Below are 16,998 nucleotides of genomic sequence, written 5' to 3'. Positions count from 1 at the left end.
GCAGACGCCTGATCGCCTGCCGTTGATGCTACGGTGTGGACGAGAGGAGGGTCGGCACAAGTGCGGGAAGACTGGCTCGCACGTCCGCGGAACTTATGCCTACACCCGTGACAGGAACGTGGTTCCGCTGAGCGTGCCGTGTCGTGTTCATCCACCCCAAGCGTGCCTGCGGCGAGGTTCGGCCAGAGAGAGCATCCAGAGTCCCAGGGCGATTAGCAGCAGCGAACCTGGCTCCGGAATCCTTGACACGTCGAGTGATGCGAAACCGCCTTCCGGCGTAAACGTAAAGCTGTTTATGACATAACTGTCTGCACGCGCCGAGTAACTCGCTCCGGCGAACAGATCGTTCAGGGCAGGAAGGCCCGTGACATTGTCGAAGAGGAAGAAGCTCGCCAGCGAGTTGAGCGAGCTCGACTCGAAAGCCAGCGGATCGGTGTCACCCAGGAACGAGAATACGAGTTCTGTGCCGACAAAGTCGAGGGCGCTCGCCAGGACGTTCTTGAAGATCACGCTGTCGGTGACAAAGCCGCCGACACCGTCAGATGCAATCTCAAGAAGGAATTTTCCGCTTCCCGAATAGCCGCCTTCGATGGTCAACTGGCCGGGTGAGAGTCCCGGGCTGATGAATCCTCCCGCGTTGATGACGTTGCCGGTCAGAATTCCGCCATTGCCGGCGATCACCCCGTCGCTACCGATAAAGATGTTATCTGCCGTTGCCTGACCGCCGGCGTTGAGAACCAGCGTGCCCGTCCCGCCGGTACTGGCGGCTCCATCGTGGCCGACACCAAGGATGGCCCCGGCGTTGACGACAGCGTTGTTGGTCACCGTAAGGGTGCCTAGTGCGCCCGCGTTCGAAGCGACGATGACCCGTCCGCCGTCACTGTAGCCGTTGGTGTTAACGGCCGTTCCGGTGTCCGTTACCGTCATCGTTCCGACCCCCGAGTTGTGTCCAACGAACAGTCCGTTGCCGTTGCCGTTGCCGCTCATATTGATCACCGCCCCCCCCGACATGATGAGATTGCCGGTCCCGCCGCTGGCCGTTGGTGAGCCACCGACCGCCATGCCGCCTTCAAAGCCGTCGTTGGTGATATTGACGGTCGCACCGTTGCTGAAGGTGGCCGAACCGACCGAGCCGCTACCCCGGCCAATCGAGATGCCGCCGCCCCTGCCCACGGTGTTGCTACCCCCCTGGAACGTTCCGCCAAGATTCAGCGTGCCGTTGTTCAGATTGAGGTTGCCGCTACCTGTCGTATTGCCGACCACCATCGCCAGAGACGAGACACTGGCGCCGTTCTGGACGGTGAGCGATCCGCTTGACCCGGCACCGAAGCCAACCTGGACCAGGCTGTCGGCCGATCCCAGCAGCTCGATGCGCGATCCGACGCCCGCGACGATTGCCGTGCCCGTTCCGCCGACGATGTTGCCCCCACCGCCGATGTACAGTTGGGTGGTGTTGTCGGAAAGCACAGAGCTCTGCCCATTGCCGTTCAGTTGCAGCAGGCCGCCAGCAGAAATATTGAGGGCACCGACACCCCCCCGGCCCACAGCCATGAACGGGCTGAGGCTGTCACTGGTGACGACGACTTGCGAACCCGGTCCTGAAATGTTCAGCGTGCCGCTGGAACCAGCCTCACGGCCGACGGTGATTCCTGGTTGGCCGTTCGCGTTGGCTATTGCTGTTCCCGTGCTATCAATCGTCAGTGCGCCGCCGTTCGAGACGGTCATCAAGCCGGTGCCACTGCCACGCCCGATATTGACGAACGCTCCGCCGCCGGCTGACGCGCCGCTTCCAGGACCAAACAGGCCGGCCAGCGCGATTCGTGATCCGCCACCGTCGATCAGCACACTGCCATTGCCAGCTGTGGCGCTGCCGCCACCGACATTGAGATTCACGAAATCGCTGGCGCCGCCGCCGCCCGCGATGACGCCACCGTTGGTGACCTTCAGCAGGCCTGTGCCGTTGTTCGAAGCGCTTGCTCCGGCGACGTTGATAAAGCCCGTATTGCCTTTGACCGTGACGCTCGAACCGCCGTTGGCGCCGTCGACACTAACCGTGCCGCTGCTGCCCGACTCGCGGGCGATAGTCATTCCGGGAAAGACGCCGGCTGCCGTCAGGTCAGAGGTGCCGTCGATGACCAGTTTGCCGCCATTCTTGAGGTCCACGGTGGCAGTCGTGTTCGGACCGCGGCCAACAAACAGAGATGCGACCGCGCCACTGACCGTGCTCGTAACGAGATTCCAAAGCGACCCTGTACCGTCGACGAGCGCGGAAGCGATCGAGCTTTCGCTGCCCGTTTGTGAGTTACCGGGGCCCGGAAACGGCCCGACGCCAATGTTGGCATAGTTGCCATTCAGGGTGCCCCCGTCGGTAACGTTGAGGGTTGCCGTGGTGGTTCCGCCGGGCGTGCCAAAACCTGGGAACACGCTGGTATTGCCGACGGCGAGATTGTTGACCATGTCTACCCGCGAGTTGGCACCAGTGATCGTCAAAGTGCCTGTCGAGCCAGCAGCGTTGCCAATGAACTGATTGCAGAGGTTTGGCAGGCAGTTCACCGCGTTCTGTGCGGCGTCGACAAACGCACCGCCCGACACGGTCATGGTCCCGACGTTCTGTTCTCCAACGCCAATACGGTTTGCGGTGCCATCCAGTATCAGGACGGTGCTGGCGCCGGAGATCGTCGCGCTCTGGGACGCCGCGGGCGGAAGGCCGAGGTAGATGGCATCGCGTGTAGACGTTCCAGAGGTCTGTGTGTAGTTGCCAAGAATGGGCGTCGCTGTCGCCGCCAGCGACAGCGTCAGCAAGGCCGAACCAACTGCCGCGGCAATTGCTTTTTTGCACAGCAGAAGAACCGGGTCTTGACGAAGTCCTTTCGATGACCGGGCTGCGATTCCATCCCCATGGATGGCGCCATTGTGGACGTCGATCGGTGCGGCTACCACTGATCCGTAGGACAGCGCCGAGTCGGTGCCAAAAACAAGCTGTCTCGCGACCATGTGTGCAACAGAAGACTTGTATCTGCTTTCCATTCCCGAGTCCTTTCCAGAATTTGGCGTGCTCTGCTCTGCCAAGGTGTGAAGTCCCGCTCGAATTTGATGCGCGAGCACGTCGCTAAGGCGAGATCCGTCGCGCATTTCCTCCAGTCAGCGTCGTCTGACGCTTTCTCGGGCGCCAAAGCGCCGTGCAACGTGCACAAGCAAATTAGGTGCCATTCAGAAAATGTGGTATAGAATCAATCGTGTGCGGAATTGCCGTAGTTGCAGGGCGTCTTTTGTGTATGACTGGTCGACTCACCCAATTGGGTGACAGGCTGTGCCTGACCTGTCTGCGGGGGCTTGTTCTCGCGATACGGACGGGCGCGGGCTTGAGGCAAGCCGCCCTTCCTGTTGCGCGGATCCAGGAAGAAAAATGCGGTTTGTTCGTCGTCAGGCTTTGTGCTGCCGATCAGGGGGGTGCAAACGATGCGAGACATCGAGCAACTCTTGCGGACCATCTCAAGCATCTATTCAGTTCCGGGTAATCCGGACGGCTGGTCGGACGCCGTCGGAGATATCGCCGGCACGACAGGGGCGGTTGCGGGTGCGTATATGCTGGTCAGCAGCGCAGACCAGGAAATGCGGGTGGCGGGTTACAGCGGCTACTCGAAGGCGCAGGTGCTCGCCTACGAAGGGCCGAACAGCGCGGCCAAGGATATTCGCTTCCAGTACGCGGGAAATCTGGTCCCCGGCGTGGTGTTCCGGGAGTTCGAGTTCGTACCCGACCGGGCGGCCTATGACGCCAGCGAGTGGATACAGTATGCGCTGGCAGCCAACGGGACCTACTGGTGCATGTCGGCGCATGTCAGCACGCACGGCCTCTGGCACGATTTCATCTCGGTCAACCGCCTGTACGAACGGGGACCGCACACGGATGACGAGAAAGCAGATCTGCAGGCGCTCCTGCCGCATCTCTCGCGCGCTGCGGAGTTGCACCAGACGATGACTTCGTTGCAGCGGCGGTACGGAGCGGTCCTGGGCGTACTCGACAAGTTGCTCGTCGGCTTGGTGATTCTTGACCTGAAAGGCCGTGTTGCAGTGGCCAATGCCGCTGCGCGCAGCTCATGCGAGGAGTCCGGCGCGCTACTACTCAGCCCTGAAGGTCGCCTGTGCGCGTGGCAAGTACCGAGAGATTTGCAACTGCAGGCGTTGATCAGCAGCACGTCCCGGACCGCCGACGCGCGGGGGCTTTCCGACGGTGGATCGCTGGTGCTCGCGAAGCGAACGACACCCGGTTATCTGCTTCTCGAGGTGCTTCCCATACGCGACGATGGTTTCCCCGACGGCGATCAGCTGGCCGGCACAGGGGTGTTCATTATCGACCCGGAGATCTCGCAGCGGATCTCGCTCGAGGGGCTGGCGCGGATCTTCGAGCTGACGCCGACCGAGCATGCGGTGGCGACGGCATTGCTCAATGGTGTGCCACCGCGCCAGATTGCCGAGGAACGAAACAACTCGGTCGAAACGATTCGTTGCCATATCAAGAAGGTATTCGCGAAGACCAGGACAAGATCGCAACTCGAGCTCATGCGGCTCGCGGTGAAAGCGAATCCTCCGATCGATCACCCGTGAAAAGGCAGGTCGACCGCTTCCTTGCGCTTGCTGCGACACTGATCCGGATGCTCGACCCCTTGTCGTCCGCTACCAATACGACTTGAATCGCGTCGCCAAGCTGTGCCGCCTGGATGGATGCCGGAAAGCTGTGAGTCGCGAACCATGCGACCTGATCGTTCTTTCACGCGATCGAGGAGGTGGATTCATCGGGCAAGGTCGAGCGTGTGCTGGACGGTATCAGCCGGCACTGCGGCCGGGGCCCGGAGGGCTTGGTTCAGCCGGTCGCGTCGCTCGTGAAGCCAATCGAGACCAGCCAGGGCTCGGAGACGTCGCGCGGCCTCGCCGGTTCTGGCACGCCCTCAAGCATCGGGCCGGTGGCCACCGTGGCCGCCATCAACGGTCGTGGCGCTGTGACTGTCATCAACGACGCGAAGGTCAGCAGCACCACGGACAGCCGACATTCAGGAGGGAGAGCGAGATTTCGGCTACTCGGCGATGCCGGACGGTCGGCAAGCAAGGTCGGATGCGTGCCAGTCCCGCTTTGCCTTACCATGAGCCAAGGGCAGCTGTCGGCCATTACCAGTAGAGCCGTGTGGCTGCTTTCCGATCCGATGACTGCCGCCCGACGGCCCTGCTTTTCGAGCCGTCGAATGACCGGACCTCCGCAAGGAGTCCGTGAAATGACGCCGGTACCTGGCCGTGATACCCGCAGCTCCGAACTGAATGGCGCATACTTGCGCCGTAGCTGAAGTCGCCGGCATCGCCACTGCCAGCGATCTGCCGGGCGCGACGCCGTGGCCGAACGCGGAGTGTAGCAATCGCGCACGATCATCGGCCACCCCGGTCGGCATCGTTTTGGCGCACCATCGGGCGTGCGGAACTTCATGGGCATGACGCCACTCAAGCCTGGGGCCACACACTGATGGCCTGGAGGAAAAACCCACGATGAATATCCTTGCCATCTCTCGTCGGTGCGCAGTCGTCTGCCTGACGACGTTTCTGACCAGTTGCAGTTCCGCCAGACTCGGCATCGCCATCCCGGTCGTGCCAGGTGTCGGTATCGGTCTCGGGGTCGGCAGCGGCGGGGTGAATGCCGGCGTATCGGCAGGCCATGGTCCGGTCGGCGTGGGTGTCGGTGTCAACCAGGCAGGACGGGTCACGGGCGGTGCAGGTGTCGGCGTCGGCACCCGTGTCGGTGGCGCCAGCGTGGGTGCGGGCGTAGGTTCCGGTGGCGTCATCCACGACCCTGACGATCCCGACACACGCAAGTAGGAGCTTGCACGATGACGCGGGATCGAATGGAACGCTGTCGTTGCCGTCGACGGGGACATCCGTGCGCTTGGTGTTGCGCATCCGCATGACGTCGTCTCCGGACCGGGTAAGGACGGCGGATTCATGGCCAGCTTGGCGGTATTCCCCACGTTCCAGTCGTCGCCAGTCGTGAAATCGCTGCCGCAGGAAGCTGGCAGCCCGCCCCGGAAGGGTCATTTTCAGTGCCTGCCGCTGCCTGGGCGGCGGTGGCTCCTATGCAGGCCCGGATCGGGTGATTGGAACGACAGGATGTCTGTCCGTACCAATTCCTACGCGGTCGCGACGGCAGCTTGCCAGGGTCGGTTTCGTCATGCCGCCCGGGCACTCGACGAGGGACTTCGCGCCGGATTTCGCTGCGCGCTCATGGCCGGCTGTTGTCTAATGACAGGTGGAATCCGACGGGCTCTTCACGACCCCTATGCACAGTTCACAACTATGTGCAGGACGGATGGCAGACTCAAGCGAGATGCAGGCAGGGCAAGGCGTCAGGACAACGTTCTCAAGAAAAATATGGACATAGTTTCCACAGCCGAGCGCATAGCAATGCACCTGGAACAGGCCAAAGCTCTACTCAAGCTGTTCGTCATTGACTTGAAACCTCAAGCGCGGCTCTGGTTCCGGCACCTTGCGTCGGCAGGCTTTGGAATCAAAAAGAGGGGACTACGATCCCGGACGCCACAATATTCATTTGAAACGAATCTGTGCCCATGACGAATTCATGCCAATCCAGCGAACGCCAAAACTATGTGCAGCACACACGCCTGAAAGGCTGCCAGCGCATCGAATGTGGGACCACCTGTGCATAGTTGCGAACTGTGCATAGGGGTCGCTATGTAAACCTCTACATAGCGACCCATTGCGGTCAGTCACTGAGGCGCGTAGCCGACGTTCACGAGAACGCGATCTATACAGGCTCAACGTTGCAGTTCAGTGGCTGCTGCAGTAGTCCGCTGGAACGAAGTGTTATACCTACTCCCTGTGCTAAAGGATTTGAAGGGCTTTCAAGAGACCGCGGTGAACAACAAAATTCTCTTTGAAATTCGGTTCGGCATCCCTGTTGATATAGCGAAATACCGTCTGATTGACCTGGCGTGGTTGATTCCCAATAACGCTGAAAATGAAAAGGATTCGCAGAATAAATGCTGCATCTATCTCCTTGATCGAGCCCTCTTTGTTTTTTCGTTCGAACACTTCCCTAAACTCGCGTTCAGAAAAGGTTTGTTTCCGAATCTGCGAGATGACGTCAAATACTGCAGATATATCTGGGATGACACCATGTATCTCATCTATCAGTTCGCGCTTGAGATAGCTGGAGAAAGTTTTGTCGACCTTTTTCACCGTTTCAGCGGCAATCCTGTCGCTCCCGTTATCCGTCGCCTCGGCGCAGGCCTGTATGTACTTGGTGAAATCTCTAGGTCGTAGGTGCGTACTGCGCGCCATGAAATCAAACGCAGACATACGATTAGACTGGCGGTGCCCCGTCTCAACAGGACGCGAGTCAAAGAGTTTATTCCAAGCAGAAGTGAATGGTAGTAGAGGTTCCTCTGCGCTCATTGCTCGCGAGATCCTGAATGCGAGAAATTCGCGAATCTTGTTCTTGTCCCACTCAAGCTCAATCTTGAAGTCATCCCACTTTGTCTTATCGGCATCCGTGAGGACACTGTAGATGTCATCGCGAAGAAAAATGATTGGGAAAATTTGAAAGCGCTTATCCTTGAACGTACTTTTGATGTCCTGAACAGCCTTAAATAGCCCGGTCAACAAGTGAGTGTAGTTTTCGTACTGGCTCTTGTCGATAATGTTTTTGTAGTCTTCGTCAAGCTCGTCAAAGACAACGTAGTAAGCGGAGTCGTCAATGTATTTCGCAACGACAGTTTCGAGTGTATCGGCACGGCTCACCCATGAATCAGTAACCGTGTTCTCCTTGAATCCTATTTTGCCGCCCGTCCCAAGAACCTGGAGGGAAAAATCATTGGCGGTCCATTTCTTGACCCAGCGCTGGAGGCTATCCACAGGCTCGGGAGCATATAACGCCTTAAGCGGAACTTGAGCTTCATTTGGAATGGCTTCGTTCCGTGCCATCATCTTGCAAATCTAGCTATAAATGATGTACTTCCATAGGGTTATGTATTGGTTCGGTGCTGTGTATCCCGCGTTCTTTAGACCGTACAGCTCGTTGAAGGGGAAGTGCTTGAACGACAGTTTCTCGGTAAAAATTTTGGGGTCATTGAAACCGCCGATGAACTGCGAGATGGCAGTCTTGCCGGTACCCTTGCGGCCAATAACGTACGAACGCTTGCCAGCGATGATCCGCTCGAGTTCTTTGACGTGGAAGAAGTACCGTTCGGTGTCCTCGGTCTTGGCGTCCAGCTTCCAGTTCTCTCTGATTTCTTCGAGCAGTGTCACTGATCGTCTCCTTGGTACAGTGTTGGTAATTGGGTTTGGGTATAACGTAAAGTTGAGGGGCGTGCCGCTTTTGGCGCATCCCTCTCGAACGCCATGTTAGAGCGCATATAGGTGCGGTACATGAGACACCCACTCCTCAATTGTTTCTCGATCAGCAACATGGCCTTTGATATGGACTGAAGCAGAACCCGAAATTGATCCTTCTGGCGGCGACGACTCGTAGGTAATTCCGAGTAGTCCGTATGCAGCTTCATTGCTCCAATAAATTGGTCCTCCGCTCATACCACTCAGATCTCGAATGTTCGGTGTGGCTTGCAGCTCACTGAAAAGCGTGAATGACGGACCAGTTTCTGAATGGTTTTCCGCAACTGCGTGAACGCAGGGCATAGCCAACTGATACCCGAGCGGAGCAGAGCTTTGCGTCTTGAGACGGTCAGGAAAGCCGACTGCCACTGCGAAGGAGACCTCAGGCAGCGGCGGAACTGGATTGGCGTCAATGTCTAGTGCGACCTTCCCAACATAGGCCGGGAAGTTAGGATTCAGCTCCCGAATTGCGATGTCCGGCTCTGGTGTAACCCAGTCCCCGGGAGGAATAGCGAAGCGATCTTGAACTACGTGGTGCCGCTTAAGGGCTATGAAAAACGTATGCGAGAACTCACTTCCAGACTTCTTGATCTGATCTCGAAGGCTCGTTACCACGTGTTTGCACGTGATGCCGTATGTGCGGCCCTGAAATTTGATGAAGGTGAGTGTAGCGCTTGGATCGTCGACTGTGAGCGCCATCCCCACACACTGTTTGATGATAAATAGCGGGGCGCAGTGCTTGCAGGCATTGGCTCCGAACTCGTCACTTACTGTGTAGGTCATGTTTGCGCTCTAACCTTGTTTTATGGCGACAGTTTTGCTGTGTAACATCGGAACCTTCTCCCGAGATTGAAATCGCTCGGAGCGCTGGAAGCATTGCCGCAGACGCCTCTACGCACCATGTGTGCTGATTCCATAGAGGATAAAAAATCGTGAAAAGCGGCAATTCGCAGGCTAGCTCGATAGCATACACCCAGGGCGCTTCAATGGCTGTTTTCGGCAGATTTCTCCATCGTCTCTTCCTTGCCGGCTCCGGTCTGTCGTCGCCGGATAGAGGCCAATAGCCGATCTCAGAAAATCTCATCGGCGGCAACTGGCCCGCATGCGGTTTTCGTCGTGGCTGGCCGCGCCCGTCTCGAAGCAATTCGTTAGATGGCATCTATTTCAATCGGTGAGCAGCAGACAACAAGGTGGACAGGAAGTCGCCTTCCTCTAAGACTTCTTGTTCCGAGAGATGAATGGCATGCAACGGCAAACCGAAGTTCTCTTCGAACGCCCTCTCTATTCTTTTACGGGACTGAACGGCGTCTGTCCTTCGGTCATCTCTGTAGATAGCCAATACGTCAACATCTTGAGCACAGGCAGAATTCGTAAGAAATGAACCGTAGACCCAAATCCCGACTGTGTAAGACGCTGGGAAGTTGTCGATCAACCACTTGAATACCGAATCACGACTACGGATTGAGCGCATCGAGTCGATGGCCAAATGCGCCAAACGTGCAAATCTCTATCTTCAGGCGCTTGGCTAACTGGAACGCACTCTGACTCACCCTGTCCCAGTCGTTGTAGATCACATACGTCGCCATTGGTACCATCGAAGCCTCTTTGATTTCCGCTTCCCCGATGATGTAGTCCGTCGACATATAGATCACAAAGGAGCTTGCCCCGGCAAGTTTCACGGTGGATTTCTTGTCTCCGTGCATGTCGAACGATAGAAGCCTGCCTTCAGTCTTGTATCTCATCAAGGCGTTGAAGAGAGCCATTAACTGTCTCCACTAATTTCGGTGACGATAGACATCAGCTAAGCTCGCTCTGAGATCAGAGCGTGCCTTCTTGACGGCCGCAAGGATTTCCTTGGGATAGGGGAATAGTCGGTACGCCTCGTAGGTGCCTTGCTTAAAGACCTTGTAGGCTTGCGCGTGAGTCAAAAACTCAAGATAGAGCGACTCGTCGTCATTTTCGGCCAAGAAGTGCAGTTGGGCGTGAATGATTTCGCAAACACGCTGGTTATTGGGTACCACAACCTCGTTCGACAGCGTCTGCCAGACATCAGCGGTCTCCTCATCGTTGAACATCTGCTCCGTTCGCGCAGCGGACGTCGGTCCGATACGTTCAAAGATGGCCTTGTTTGCCGCCAAGAGCGTGTAGACCGGGTCATAGAAGGAGGTTAGCTGCCTGAGTTTGTAGTCGCGAGCTTCCTTGCTTACGTTGGTAGTGTCTGTCAGCCGTGAGGACAGCCTTGTTTGAGCGCGCGCCGAGAGGATCGAGACAAGGAGACTCAGCAGCGACACCAGAGCCGCCACAGCGGCTGCCACGAGAGTCGCCCAGCCCTTGTCCAAAGAACTCAGGATGGTGGCGATTAATGGAGGCATAGATGCTGTCTAACGTTCGCATTCACCGGCTTGCCGATGGCAATGTGTGCTGATTCTATAGGAGGATGAAAAACCGTGAAAATCGGTACTTCGCATGCTAGGTCGATAGCATACACCTAGACCGCTTCAAGGACTGCTTTCGGCAGACTTCTCCACCGTCTCTTCTTGGCCGTTATGGATAGATGTTCATAACGGCCATTATGCATAGTTCCCAGTTATGAACAGTTGAGGTGCTGGCCGCGGCATCGCACGAGCACAGAGTCGGTGTTCGACGCCTGCGGCCTGGACATAATTACAGGGTCTCCAGGAACTCGACCAACGAGTCAGGTGCCTTGTAGCGCCTGATCGCGGCATCTGGTTCCTGCAGTCTCCCCAGGGCCTGCTCCTTCATCGCGAGGTCAGCCTCGACGTACTGGTGAGTCGTCGTCGGGCTCTCGTGCCCCAGCCACAGCGCGATGACGCTGATGTCTACGCCGGACTGCAAGAGGTGCATCGCCGTCGTGTGGCGGATGAGGTGCGGGGAGACCCGACGCTTGGCAAGCTGCGGCTGCGCTACAGTCGCGGCCTTGACGGCGAGTGCGAGGCGCTGGGTGACGTTCCCACGCGTCATTGTCTTGCAATTGCGATTGGGCAACAGTGCCGATGTCAGTTGCAGCTGCGGATTGATCCGCAGCCACGCCCGAATCTGCCTCACCGTCGATCGCCACAGGGGCACCGCGCGCTGCTTGCGCCCTTTGCCGTGCAGATGCACACAGGCGGCACCGTCGAGCACCACGTCGGCCAGTGTTACGCCGATGATCTCGGAGACCCGGGCGCCGGTGTTGTAGAGCATCCTGAGCAGCAGGTGGTCGCGCTGGCTCGTCCAGGAATCGTCCGGCTGGTCGATGATTGCCAGCATCTCCTCGCGCGTCAGGAAGCCCAACATCGGCCGCTCGAAACGCTTCATCGGCACGCCCAGCGCCGTCTCGACGGCATGCAAGGCGCTCACGTCGCGCCGACCGGCGAACTTCAGGAACGCGCGCAGCGCCGCCAGCCGAGTATTGCGGCTCCTCACCGCATTGCCGCGCTCGCGCTCGAGGTGGTCGAGGAAGGCCAGGATCAGCGCCGGCGTGATCTCCTCGAGCCGGAGCTCGGTAGGCTGCTTGCGCAGCCGCGCCTGCGCGAAGTTCAGAAACAGCACGAAGGCATCGCGATACGCGGCAACTGTGCGTGGGCTCATCGCCCGCTGTTGCTGCAGGTGCTCGGCGAAGAACGCCTGCACCAGGGCCGCGAAGCTGGGCGCCTGGACTGAATCGGGCTTAACCATCGTCGTCCTCCTCGGCTTCGTACGGATCGACGAAGTGCTCGAAGCGCCTGCTCACCACTTGCAGGAGTTCGGGCGTGCCCGTGAGATACCAGTACGTGTTGGAGACCTTGGCGTGGCCCATGTAGGTCGATAGCGCCAGCATGTGCTCGTGCACGTTCTCGCCCTGCTCATGCCAGCGCAACAGGCAGCGCACCGCGAAGCTGTGCCTCAGATCGTGGATGCGCGCCGCACCGTGGCCGCCGCGGGAGACCCAGCCCAGTTTCCGGCGCAGCTGATCGAAGATGCGGTGTGCCTGCCGATCACTGAGCGCCCGGCCGAGACGGCGGCCGCGGATGGCGATGAAGAACCGCCCTTCAGGATCGGCAGGCACATACTTCGTCCGCTCACGGCGGTAAGCGCACAGGGCGGCCACGGCACTGGGGTGCAGCGGCACCAGCCGCGACTTGCCGAACTTGCTGCAGCGGACAGTCAGCACGCCGACCTTGAGGTCGACATCCGCGTCGACCAGTGCAAGGGCTTCTGAGATGCGCAGACCCGTGCAGGCGATCAGCCCGAACAAGCTCCGCATGACGGCACTGCGCAGCGGCGGCCCGACCCGCCCGGCCGCTTCGAGCAACGCCTCGATCTCCTCGTCGCGGAAGATGTGTGGGGTCAGCCGGCCCGGGACCGGCCCGAAAGTAGCCTCATCGGGCACCTCGGTGGCCGGCTCGAACTGCTGCAGCCAGCGCGTAAACGGCCTGAGCAGACGCAAAGCGCGAGCCGCCGTACCCCGATCACCTTGGCCACCCTTGGCCTGACGCGCCCAGGAAGCCATCACCTCGACGGTGAGCGGCCCGCGGTGACCGGCGGCCTCGGCATAGCGCGCGAACCGGCCGAGCGCTTGACCCATCTAATGAAGTTGGAACCCGAGGCGACGCCGCTCGGCCAGGTACTCCTCGATCCGCTCGGGAAGGGATATGCGCGCGCTCATGCTGCGCTCCCGGGCCAGGGTAAGGCTACTTCGGCCAAGCCAGCGCGATCGGTCTTCGCGTAGATAAGCGAAGTGTTCAGCGAGCGGTGGCGCAGCACGTCGGCGACTTCCTTGATCGAGCCGCCGCTGTTGACCAGCCGACAGGCCAAGGTGTGGCGCAGCGCGTGCGCCCGGCCATGCGGGATACCGGCACGGCTGAAGGCGTCGCGGATCACCCGACGGATGGCATGAACGCTCACCGGCGCATCGTGCGGTGCCATGGAACGTACGAACAGGGATTGGTTGCTGGTAGCCGGTCGCTCATGCTGCAGGTAGGCCTCCAGCGCCTTGCCCGTGGGTACCGGCAGCGGCAGGACATCCTGGCGGCGAGACTTCGTCCGCCTCAGCGTGAGCGTGCCGTGCGGCCAGTCGATGTCGTCCAGCTGCAACCGGTTGATCTCGATACAGCGAAGGCCCAGATCAAGCGCCAAGCGGACGACCGCATAGCCGCGCTTGGGCGAGCGCAGCGTCTGGGTGAATGAGCTCAGGACCCGGCCGACCTCGTCGGGTTGCAGCGCTTGCGGCAGCGATGCATGAGCCCAGTTGGCGGGCGAGGCGATGACCCCCAGCAGGGTTCGCACCGGATCGCCGCAAGTCGCGCGCCAGCGCAGATAGTCACGCAAGGCGGCGTTGAGGGTCACCGCGTTGCTAACTGCTCGGCGACGAATCGGCGGATGTCCTCCGGCTGCAACTTGTGCAGTTCCAGAGGGTGGCCTGCGAATTTGTGCACCAGTAGCCGCTCAATGATCCGCAGTCGGACGGAACGGGTGCCGCTCGCCAGCCCGCGGGTACCGAGCATGTAAGCGTCGTAGTGACCTAGTTCTTCGGCGATCGGACCCGACGCCGTCGGCAAGTCAGCGATCACGCCGCGCTGGCGAAGGATGGCCAGCAGGGGCATCAAGGCAGCATGTGCCTCGCGCGGATGCCGCATCACCGGCCCTCTGCAACCACAGTGTGGCAGGTGTTCCTGGAGAAACTGATCGATGCGGCTCTCGTCAAGCTTGGCCACCGGCAACCGGCACAGCGACATCCAGTGAGCGAAGTGTGATACGACGTTCAGACATCGCTGGCTTGTGCTGGATGCATAGCGGCCGCGCTCCAGTCGTTCGCGGTAGGCCGGCACATACGCGGCCAGCGGACCATTGAGCAACCAGCCTTGCAGCGTCGGATGCAGGGAGGGAATCTTGGGCATGGCAATCTCCTATCCGGAAGAGGAGTTGCCGTGTTGCTCCAGCGCCGGACTTATGTCCAGCCCAAGGCTCGTCAATGCTTCAGATTAGGAGCCACGACGGGCTACCACCAGCATCGGAGCAGGCCAACTGTTCATAACTGGGAACTATGCATAATGGCCGAGTGCGGCCTGATGACAAACGCCCATCCGGCGCGCATCCGGGGACAGACCACAGTTCCTCCGCCTTAGTACCATTCAATAGCCACACCATCTAACGTCTCCTGATCTCGGTGTCCTGACCCCGCCAGTCGAAAGGCTCGCGGGGTTTTTCACGCCTGCACCCCGGAAACCTGTTCGCCGCCAATCCCAAATTCCCAACCAATCCCCACCCAGGAGCCGCCCATGAATAGAGCCCTAACCGCAATAGTCGTCACCGCATCAATCGCCATGCTCGCCGCCGCCGAGCATCACCAATCCGATCTCCTATCAAAGCTGCACGTCGTTGAGCAAACCCTATCGGCGACCAAGCAGGACCTCCTCGGCTACACCACTTTCACGCAATACCTGGAGGTCACCAAGAAAGCCATCTCCGGCCGGGCAAAATTCCTGGCGGCAACAATCGATCGCAGCTACGTCCATGTTGAACACATCAACAGGTCAGCGCTGGGCATCAAGTCGGATGCGACCATCATCCTGAACTACGCGGTTGAGTGCTCCGTCGGCTACGACTTGAGCCCCGAAAGCTTCGCTGTCGCAGCAGACGCCACCGGCATCACCGTGACGCTGAAGAAGCCGGAGCTCGTGTCGTCGCCGGCCATCGGGGCGATTTCGCATGAGATTCCCGGCAAGGGGCTGCTGATCGATGAGAAAGAGCAAGTGATCGCCCTTCAGCAGAAACTGACCATCGCCGCAGAGAAGCAGGGCGAAGCCATCAGGAAGGAAGAAGCCGTCATCGCCCTCTGTGAGCGCAAGCTCGGTGAATTCCTGCGCGACTTCCTGGCGAAGCAGCTCAATGTTGGTGCCGTCGCGATGATCAAGTTTGCGTAGGGTTTGGAGCGGCCAGCCAGACCAGTAACTGCTGAGGCCGAGCGCCAAGGGCCGGACCGGACTGAGAGCAGCCGCCCAGATTTTTCAGTCTACTGGCAGCGATCGACCCGAGGCCGCGCAAGCCCAAACAACAACCGTCCGCTAACCGAAATGCGCCCTTAACGGTCACATTTCAGCGACGCAGGAACCGTCTGGCTTCCTACCATGGCAGCCATGACTCGCGCCTTCCTGACCATCCTCCTGCTGCCCGCGGCCTTTTCCGCGCAGGCCGCCTGCTTCGAAGAAGCCGGTCGCCGCTACGGCATTCCGCCATCCCTGCTCAAAGCAATCTCCGCAGTCGAGTCCAACTCCAACCCCGCCGCACGCCATCGCAACCGCGATGGCTCGGAGGACCTCGGGCACATGCAGATCAACAGCCGTTGGCTGCGCAAGCTGGGGTCGTATGGCATCGGCCGCGATCAGCTTTTTGATCCCTGCACCAGCACGTACATCGGCGCCTGGATTCTCGCGCAGAACATTCGTCGCCTCGGCTATGGCTGGGAAGCCGTAGGGGCCTACAACGCCGTCTCTCTCGACAAACGCGCGGCCTATTGTTACGACCGGATGCTCGGCGAGATGGCCGGCCAGGAGCAGGGGGCAGATGCGGTCGGCGCGCGGCACGAGGCGGATCGCAGCACCGTTCCGGGTGCCGCTGCGATCGGGCAGGCGGGCGCCGGCTACCTTGGCCAAGTGACGGGCAGGGCGGCAGGTGCCGGGGTGTCGGCCCAGGGGCGCCCGAGTGATGAGACCGCGCATACGGCGATGCGTGAGTTCTCGACGAACGCGTATGCAATACGAGACCGCCAGGAGGGAGCGGCGCAGACGCACCAGGAGAACGCGACACCCAGCGATTTTGCCAAGCTGGAACCGGTGTCGCCGGTCGGCAAGGGCGCGGCGGTTGTCGGTGAGGTCGGGAAAGCGGCTGGACGGGTGGTCGAGGGGTGAGCCGGGAAGAGCCCGGTCAGTATGTTCAGGACACGCTGGCCGGGAATAAGAAGCCTTGAGCCAGAAGCCCTGATCCCGAATTTCGCGCCCCTTGCCCTGCATCCACGGTGTGAGTATCGCGATGCTTATAACACTGAACCGTGCGGAGCCTTCCATGACCACCCTCAAGATTACCCAGGTCGGCAACTCGCTTGGCCTCATCCTGCCCAGGGAAGTGTTGGCGCGACTCAAGCTGCAGAAGGGCGATACGGTATTCGTTACCGACGCAGCCAATGGCGTGATGCTGACGCCCTACGACCCTGATCTTGACCAGCAACTCGAGATCGGGCGCGAGTTCATGCGCGAGTACCGCGACACTTTCCACCAGCTCGCCAAGTGAGCTGGCGCTGGCTCGACCGCCGCGCGCTCGAACTGTTGCACGACGAGAGCCTGGCCGAGCATGGCGGCGCCAGCGGGCTGCGTGATGAAGGTCTGCTCGACTCCGCGCTCGCGCGCCCCCTGAACCTTGTTCTCTGTGGCCAGCCGGATGTGGCCGACCTGGCTGCTGCCTACGGCGTCGGTCTGGTGCGAAACCACCCCTTCGTCGACGGCAAAAAGCGCGTCGCTTTTCTGGCGGTCGGCGTGTTTCTGGCGCTCAACGGCCGGCGCCTGGTGGCGAGCCAGGCAGATGCCACGCTGACCGTGCTCGCCGTCGCATCTGGCCAGATCGACGAGGCGACGT

Annotated in this window: 17 protein-coding genes; 6 read left to right on the top strand and 11 right to left on the bottom strand. The window is 60.0% G+C overall.

Annotated features, from left to right (window positions below; translation table 11 throughout):
* Nucleotides 1-147: 147 nt before the first annotated feature.
* Both RUW20_RS09400 and RUW20_RS09395 read right to left on the bottom strand, forming a co-directional pair.
* Nucleotides 148-3,027, bottom strand: a complete 2,880-nt coding sequence (locus tag RUW20_RS09400; RefSeq protein WP_313951943.1) for a hypothetical protein — start codon at nucleotides 3,025-3,027, stop codon at nucleotides 148-150.
* A 203-nt stretch (nucleotides 3,028-3,230) separates the two neighbouring features.
* Nucleotides 3,231-3,500, bottom strand: a complete 270-nt coding sequence (locus RUW20_RS09395; protein ID WP_313951942.1) for a hypothetical protein — start codon at nucleotides 3,498-3,500, stop codon at nucleotides 3,231-3,233.
* An 85-nt stretch (nucleotides 3,501-3,585) separates the two neighbouring features.
* On the opposite strand from RUW20_RS09395, the gene RUW20_RS09390 reads away from it, so the two are divergent.
* Both RUW20_RS09390 and RUW20_RS09385 read left to right on the top strand, forming a co-directional pair.
* Nucleotides 3,586-4,605 (top strand): helix-turn-helix transcriptional regulator, encoded by a 1,020-nt coding sequence (locus RUW20_RS09390; RefSeq protein WP_313951941.1) that lies wholly within the window; start codon nucleotides 3,586-3,588, stop codon nucleotides 4,603-4,605.
* Nucleotides 4,606-5,532: 927 nt separating this feature from the next.
* Nucleotides 5,533-5,859 carry a hypothetical protein gene (locus RUW20_RS09385; RefSeq protein WP_409559335.1) on the top strand — a complete coding sequence of 109 codons (327 nt, stop codon included), beginning with the start codon at nucleotides 5,533-5,535 and terminating at the stop codon, nucleotides 5,857-5,859.
* Between the two features lie 1,020 nt (nucleotides 5,860-6,879).
* Here the strand turns inward: RUW20_RS09385 and RUW20_RS09380 are convergent.
* The 9 genes from RUW20_RS09380 to RUW20_RS09340 all read right to left on the bottom strand — a co-directional run bounded on the left by RUW20_RS09380 (nucleotide 6,880) and on the right by RUW20_RS09340 (nucleotide 14,267).
* Nucleotides 6,880-7,983: a P-loop ATPase, Sll1717 family gene (locus tag RUW20_RS09380; protein ID WP_313951940.1), complete on the bottom strand. Its 1,104-nt coding sequence runs from the start codon at nucleotides 7,981-7,983 to the stop codon at nucleotides 6,880-6,882.
* Nucleotides 7,984-7,992: 9 nt separating this feature from the next.
* Nucleotides 7,993-8,304, bottom strand: a complete 312-nt coding sequence (locus RUW20_RS09375; protein WP_313951939.1) for a hypothetical protein — start codon at nucleotides 8,302-8,304, stop codon at nucleotides 7,993-7,995.
* 96 nt (nucleotides 8,305-8,400) lie between these two features.
* The gene (locus RUW20_RS09370) at nucleotides 8,401-9,171 is read right to left on the bottom strand and encodes a hypothetical protein (protein ID WP_313951938.1); all 771 of its coding nucleotides are present in this window, start codon (nucleotides 9,169-9,171) and stop codon (nucleotides 8,401-8,403) included.
* 671 nt (nucleotides 9,172-9,842) lie between these two features.
* A complete protein-coding gene (locus RUW20_RS09365; RefSeq protein WP_313951937.1) occupies nucleotides 9,843-10,151 on the bottom strand; it encodes a hypothetical protein in 309 nt (102 codons plus the stop codon).
* A gap of 12 nt (nucleotides 10,152-10,163) precedes the next feature.
* The gene (locus RUW20_RS09360; protein ID WP_313951936.1) at nucleotides 10,164-10,760 is read right to left on the bottom strand and encodes a hypothetical protein; all 597 of its coding nucleotides are present in this window, start codon (nucleotides 10,758-10,760) and stop codon (nucleotides 10,164-10,166) included.
* A 292-nt stretch (nucleotides 10,761-11,052) separates the two neighbouring features.
* A complete protein-coding gene (locus RUW20_RS09355; protein WP_313951935.1) occupies nucleotides 11,053-12,066 on the bottom strand; it encodes a tyrosine-type recombinase/integrase in 1,014 nt (337 codons plus the stop codon).
* The gene (locus tag RUW20_RS09350) at nucleotides 12,059-12,955 is read right to left on the bottom strand and encodes a tyrosine-type recombinase/integrase (RefSeq protein ID WP_313951934.1); all 897 of its coding nucleotides are present in this window, start codon (nucleotides 12,953-12,955) and stop codon (nucleotides 12,059-12,061) included. The genes RUW20_RS09355 and RUW20_RS09350 overlap by 8 nt, the downstream gene beginning before the upstream one ends.
* Before the next feature lie 77 nt (nucleotides 12,956-13,032).
* On the bottom strand, nucleotides 13,033-13,716 hold the full coding sequence (locus RUW20_RS09345; protein WP_313951933.1) for a site-specific integrase: 684 nt from the start codon (nucleotides 13,714-13,716) through the stop codon (nucleotides 13,033-13,035).
* Nucleotides 13,713-14,267, bottom strand: a complete 555-nt coding sequence (locus RUW20_RS09340) for a hypothetical protein (RefSeq protein ID WP_313951932.1) — start codon at nucleotides 14,265-14,267, stop codon at nucleotides 13,713-13,715. Before RUW20_RS09340 ends, RUW20_RS09345 begins: the two co-directional genes overlap by 4 nt.
* A gap of 426 nt (nucleotides 14,268-14,693) precedes the next feature.
* On the opposite strand from RUW20_RS09340, the gene RUW20_RS09335 reads away from it, so the two are divergent.
* The 4 genes from RUW20_RS09335 to RUW20_RS09320 form a co-directional block, all read left to right on the top strand.
* Nucleotides 14,694-15,293 (top strand): hypothetical protein, encoded by a 600-nt coding sequence (locus RUW20_RS09335; RefSeq protein WP_313951931.1) that lies wholly within the window; start codon nucleotides 14,694-14,696, stop codon nucleotides 15,291-15,293.
* A 204-nt stretch (nucleotides 15,294-15,497) separates the two neighbouring features.
* On the top strand, nucleotides 15,498-16,277 hold the full coding sequence (locus tag RUW20_RS09330) for a lytic transglycosylase domain-containing protein (protein WP_313951930.1): 780 nt from the start codon (nucleotides 15,498-15,500) through the stop codon (nucleotides 16,275-16,277).
* Between the two features lie 154 nt (nucleotides 16,278-16,431).
* Nucleotides 16,432-16,656: an AbrB/MazE/SpoVT family DNA-binding domain-containing protein gene (locus tag RUW20_RS09325; protein WP_313951929.1), complete on the top strand. Its 225-nt coding sequence runs from the start codon at nucleotides 16,432-16,434 to the stop codon at nucleotides 16,654-16,656.
* Nucleotides 16,653-16,998 (top strand): type II toxin-antitoxin system death-on-curing family toxin (locus RUW20_RS09320; protein ID WP_313951928.1); only part of this gene is annotated, 346 nt, incomplete at its 3' end. The genes RUW20_RS09325 and RUW20_RS09320, both read left to right, overlap by 4 nt.

This window comes from Accumulibacter sp. (assembly GCF_032229525.1).
Classification (GTDB): Bacteria; Pseudomonadota; Gammaproteobacteria; order Burkholderiales; family Rhodocyclaceae; genus Accumulibacter.
This window is presented reverse-complemented; position numbering and strand designations above follow the sequence as displayed.

Coding starts and splice junctions, on each gene's coding strand:
- RUW20_RS09400 (WP_313951943.1), bottom strand. CDS start 3,027: ATGGAAAGCAGATACAAGTCTTCTGTTGCACACATGGTCGCGAGACAG.
- RUW20_RS09395 (WP_313951942.1), bottom strand. CDS start 3,500: ATGCTTGAGATGGTCCGCAAGAGTTGCTCGATGTCTCGCATCGTTTGC.
- RUW20_RS09390 (WP_313951941.1), top strand. CDS start 3,586: ATGCTGGTCAGCAGCGCAGACCAGGAAATGCGGGTGGCGGGTTACAGC.
- RUW20_RS09385 (WP_409559335.1), top strand. CDS start 5,533: ATGAATATCCTTGCCATCTCTCGTCGGTGCGCAGTCGTCTGCCTGACG.
- RUW20_RS09380 (WP_313951940.1), bottom strand. CDS start 7,983: ATGATGGCACGGAACGAAGCCATTCCAAATGAAGCTCAAGTTCCGCTT.
- RUW20_RS09370 (WP_313951938.1), bottom strand. CDS start 9,171: ATGACCTACACAGTAAGTGACGAGTTCGGAGCCAATGCCTGCAAGCAC.
- RUW20_RS09365 (WP_313951937.1), bottom strand. CDS start 10,151: ATGGCTCTCTTCAACGCCTTGATGAGATACAAGACTGAAGGCAGGCTT.
- RUW20_RS09360 (WP_313951936.1), bottom strand. CDS start 10,760: ATGCCTCCATTAATCGCCACCATCCTGAGTTCTTTGGACAAGGGCTGG.
- RUW20_RS09355 (WP_313951935.1), bottom strand. CDS start 12,066: ATGGTTAAGCCCGATTCAGTCCAGGCGCCCAGCTTCGCGGCCCTGGTG.
- RUW20_RS09350 (WP_313951934.1), bottom strand. CDS start 12,955: ATGGGTCAAGCGCTCGGCCGGTTCGCGCGCTATGCCGAGGCCGCCGGT.
- RUW20_RS09340 (WP_313951932.1), bottom strand. CDS start 14,267: ATGCCCAAGATTCCCTCCCTGCATCCGACGCTGCAAGGCTGGTTGCTC.
- RUW20_RS09335 (WP_313951931.1), top strand. CDS start 14,694: ATGCTCGCCGCCGCCGAGCATCACCAATCCGATCTCCTATCAAAGCTG.
- RUW20_RS09330 (WP_313951930.1), top strand. CDS start 15,498: ATGGCAGCCATGACTCGCGCCTTCCTGACCATCCTCCTGCTGCCCGCG.
- RUW20_RS09325 (WP_313951929.1), top strand. CDS start 16,432: ATGACCACCCTCAAGATTACCCAGGTCGGCAACTCGCTTGGCCTCATC.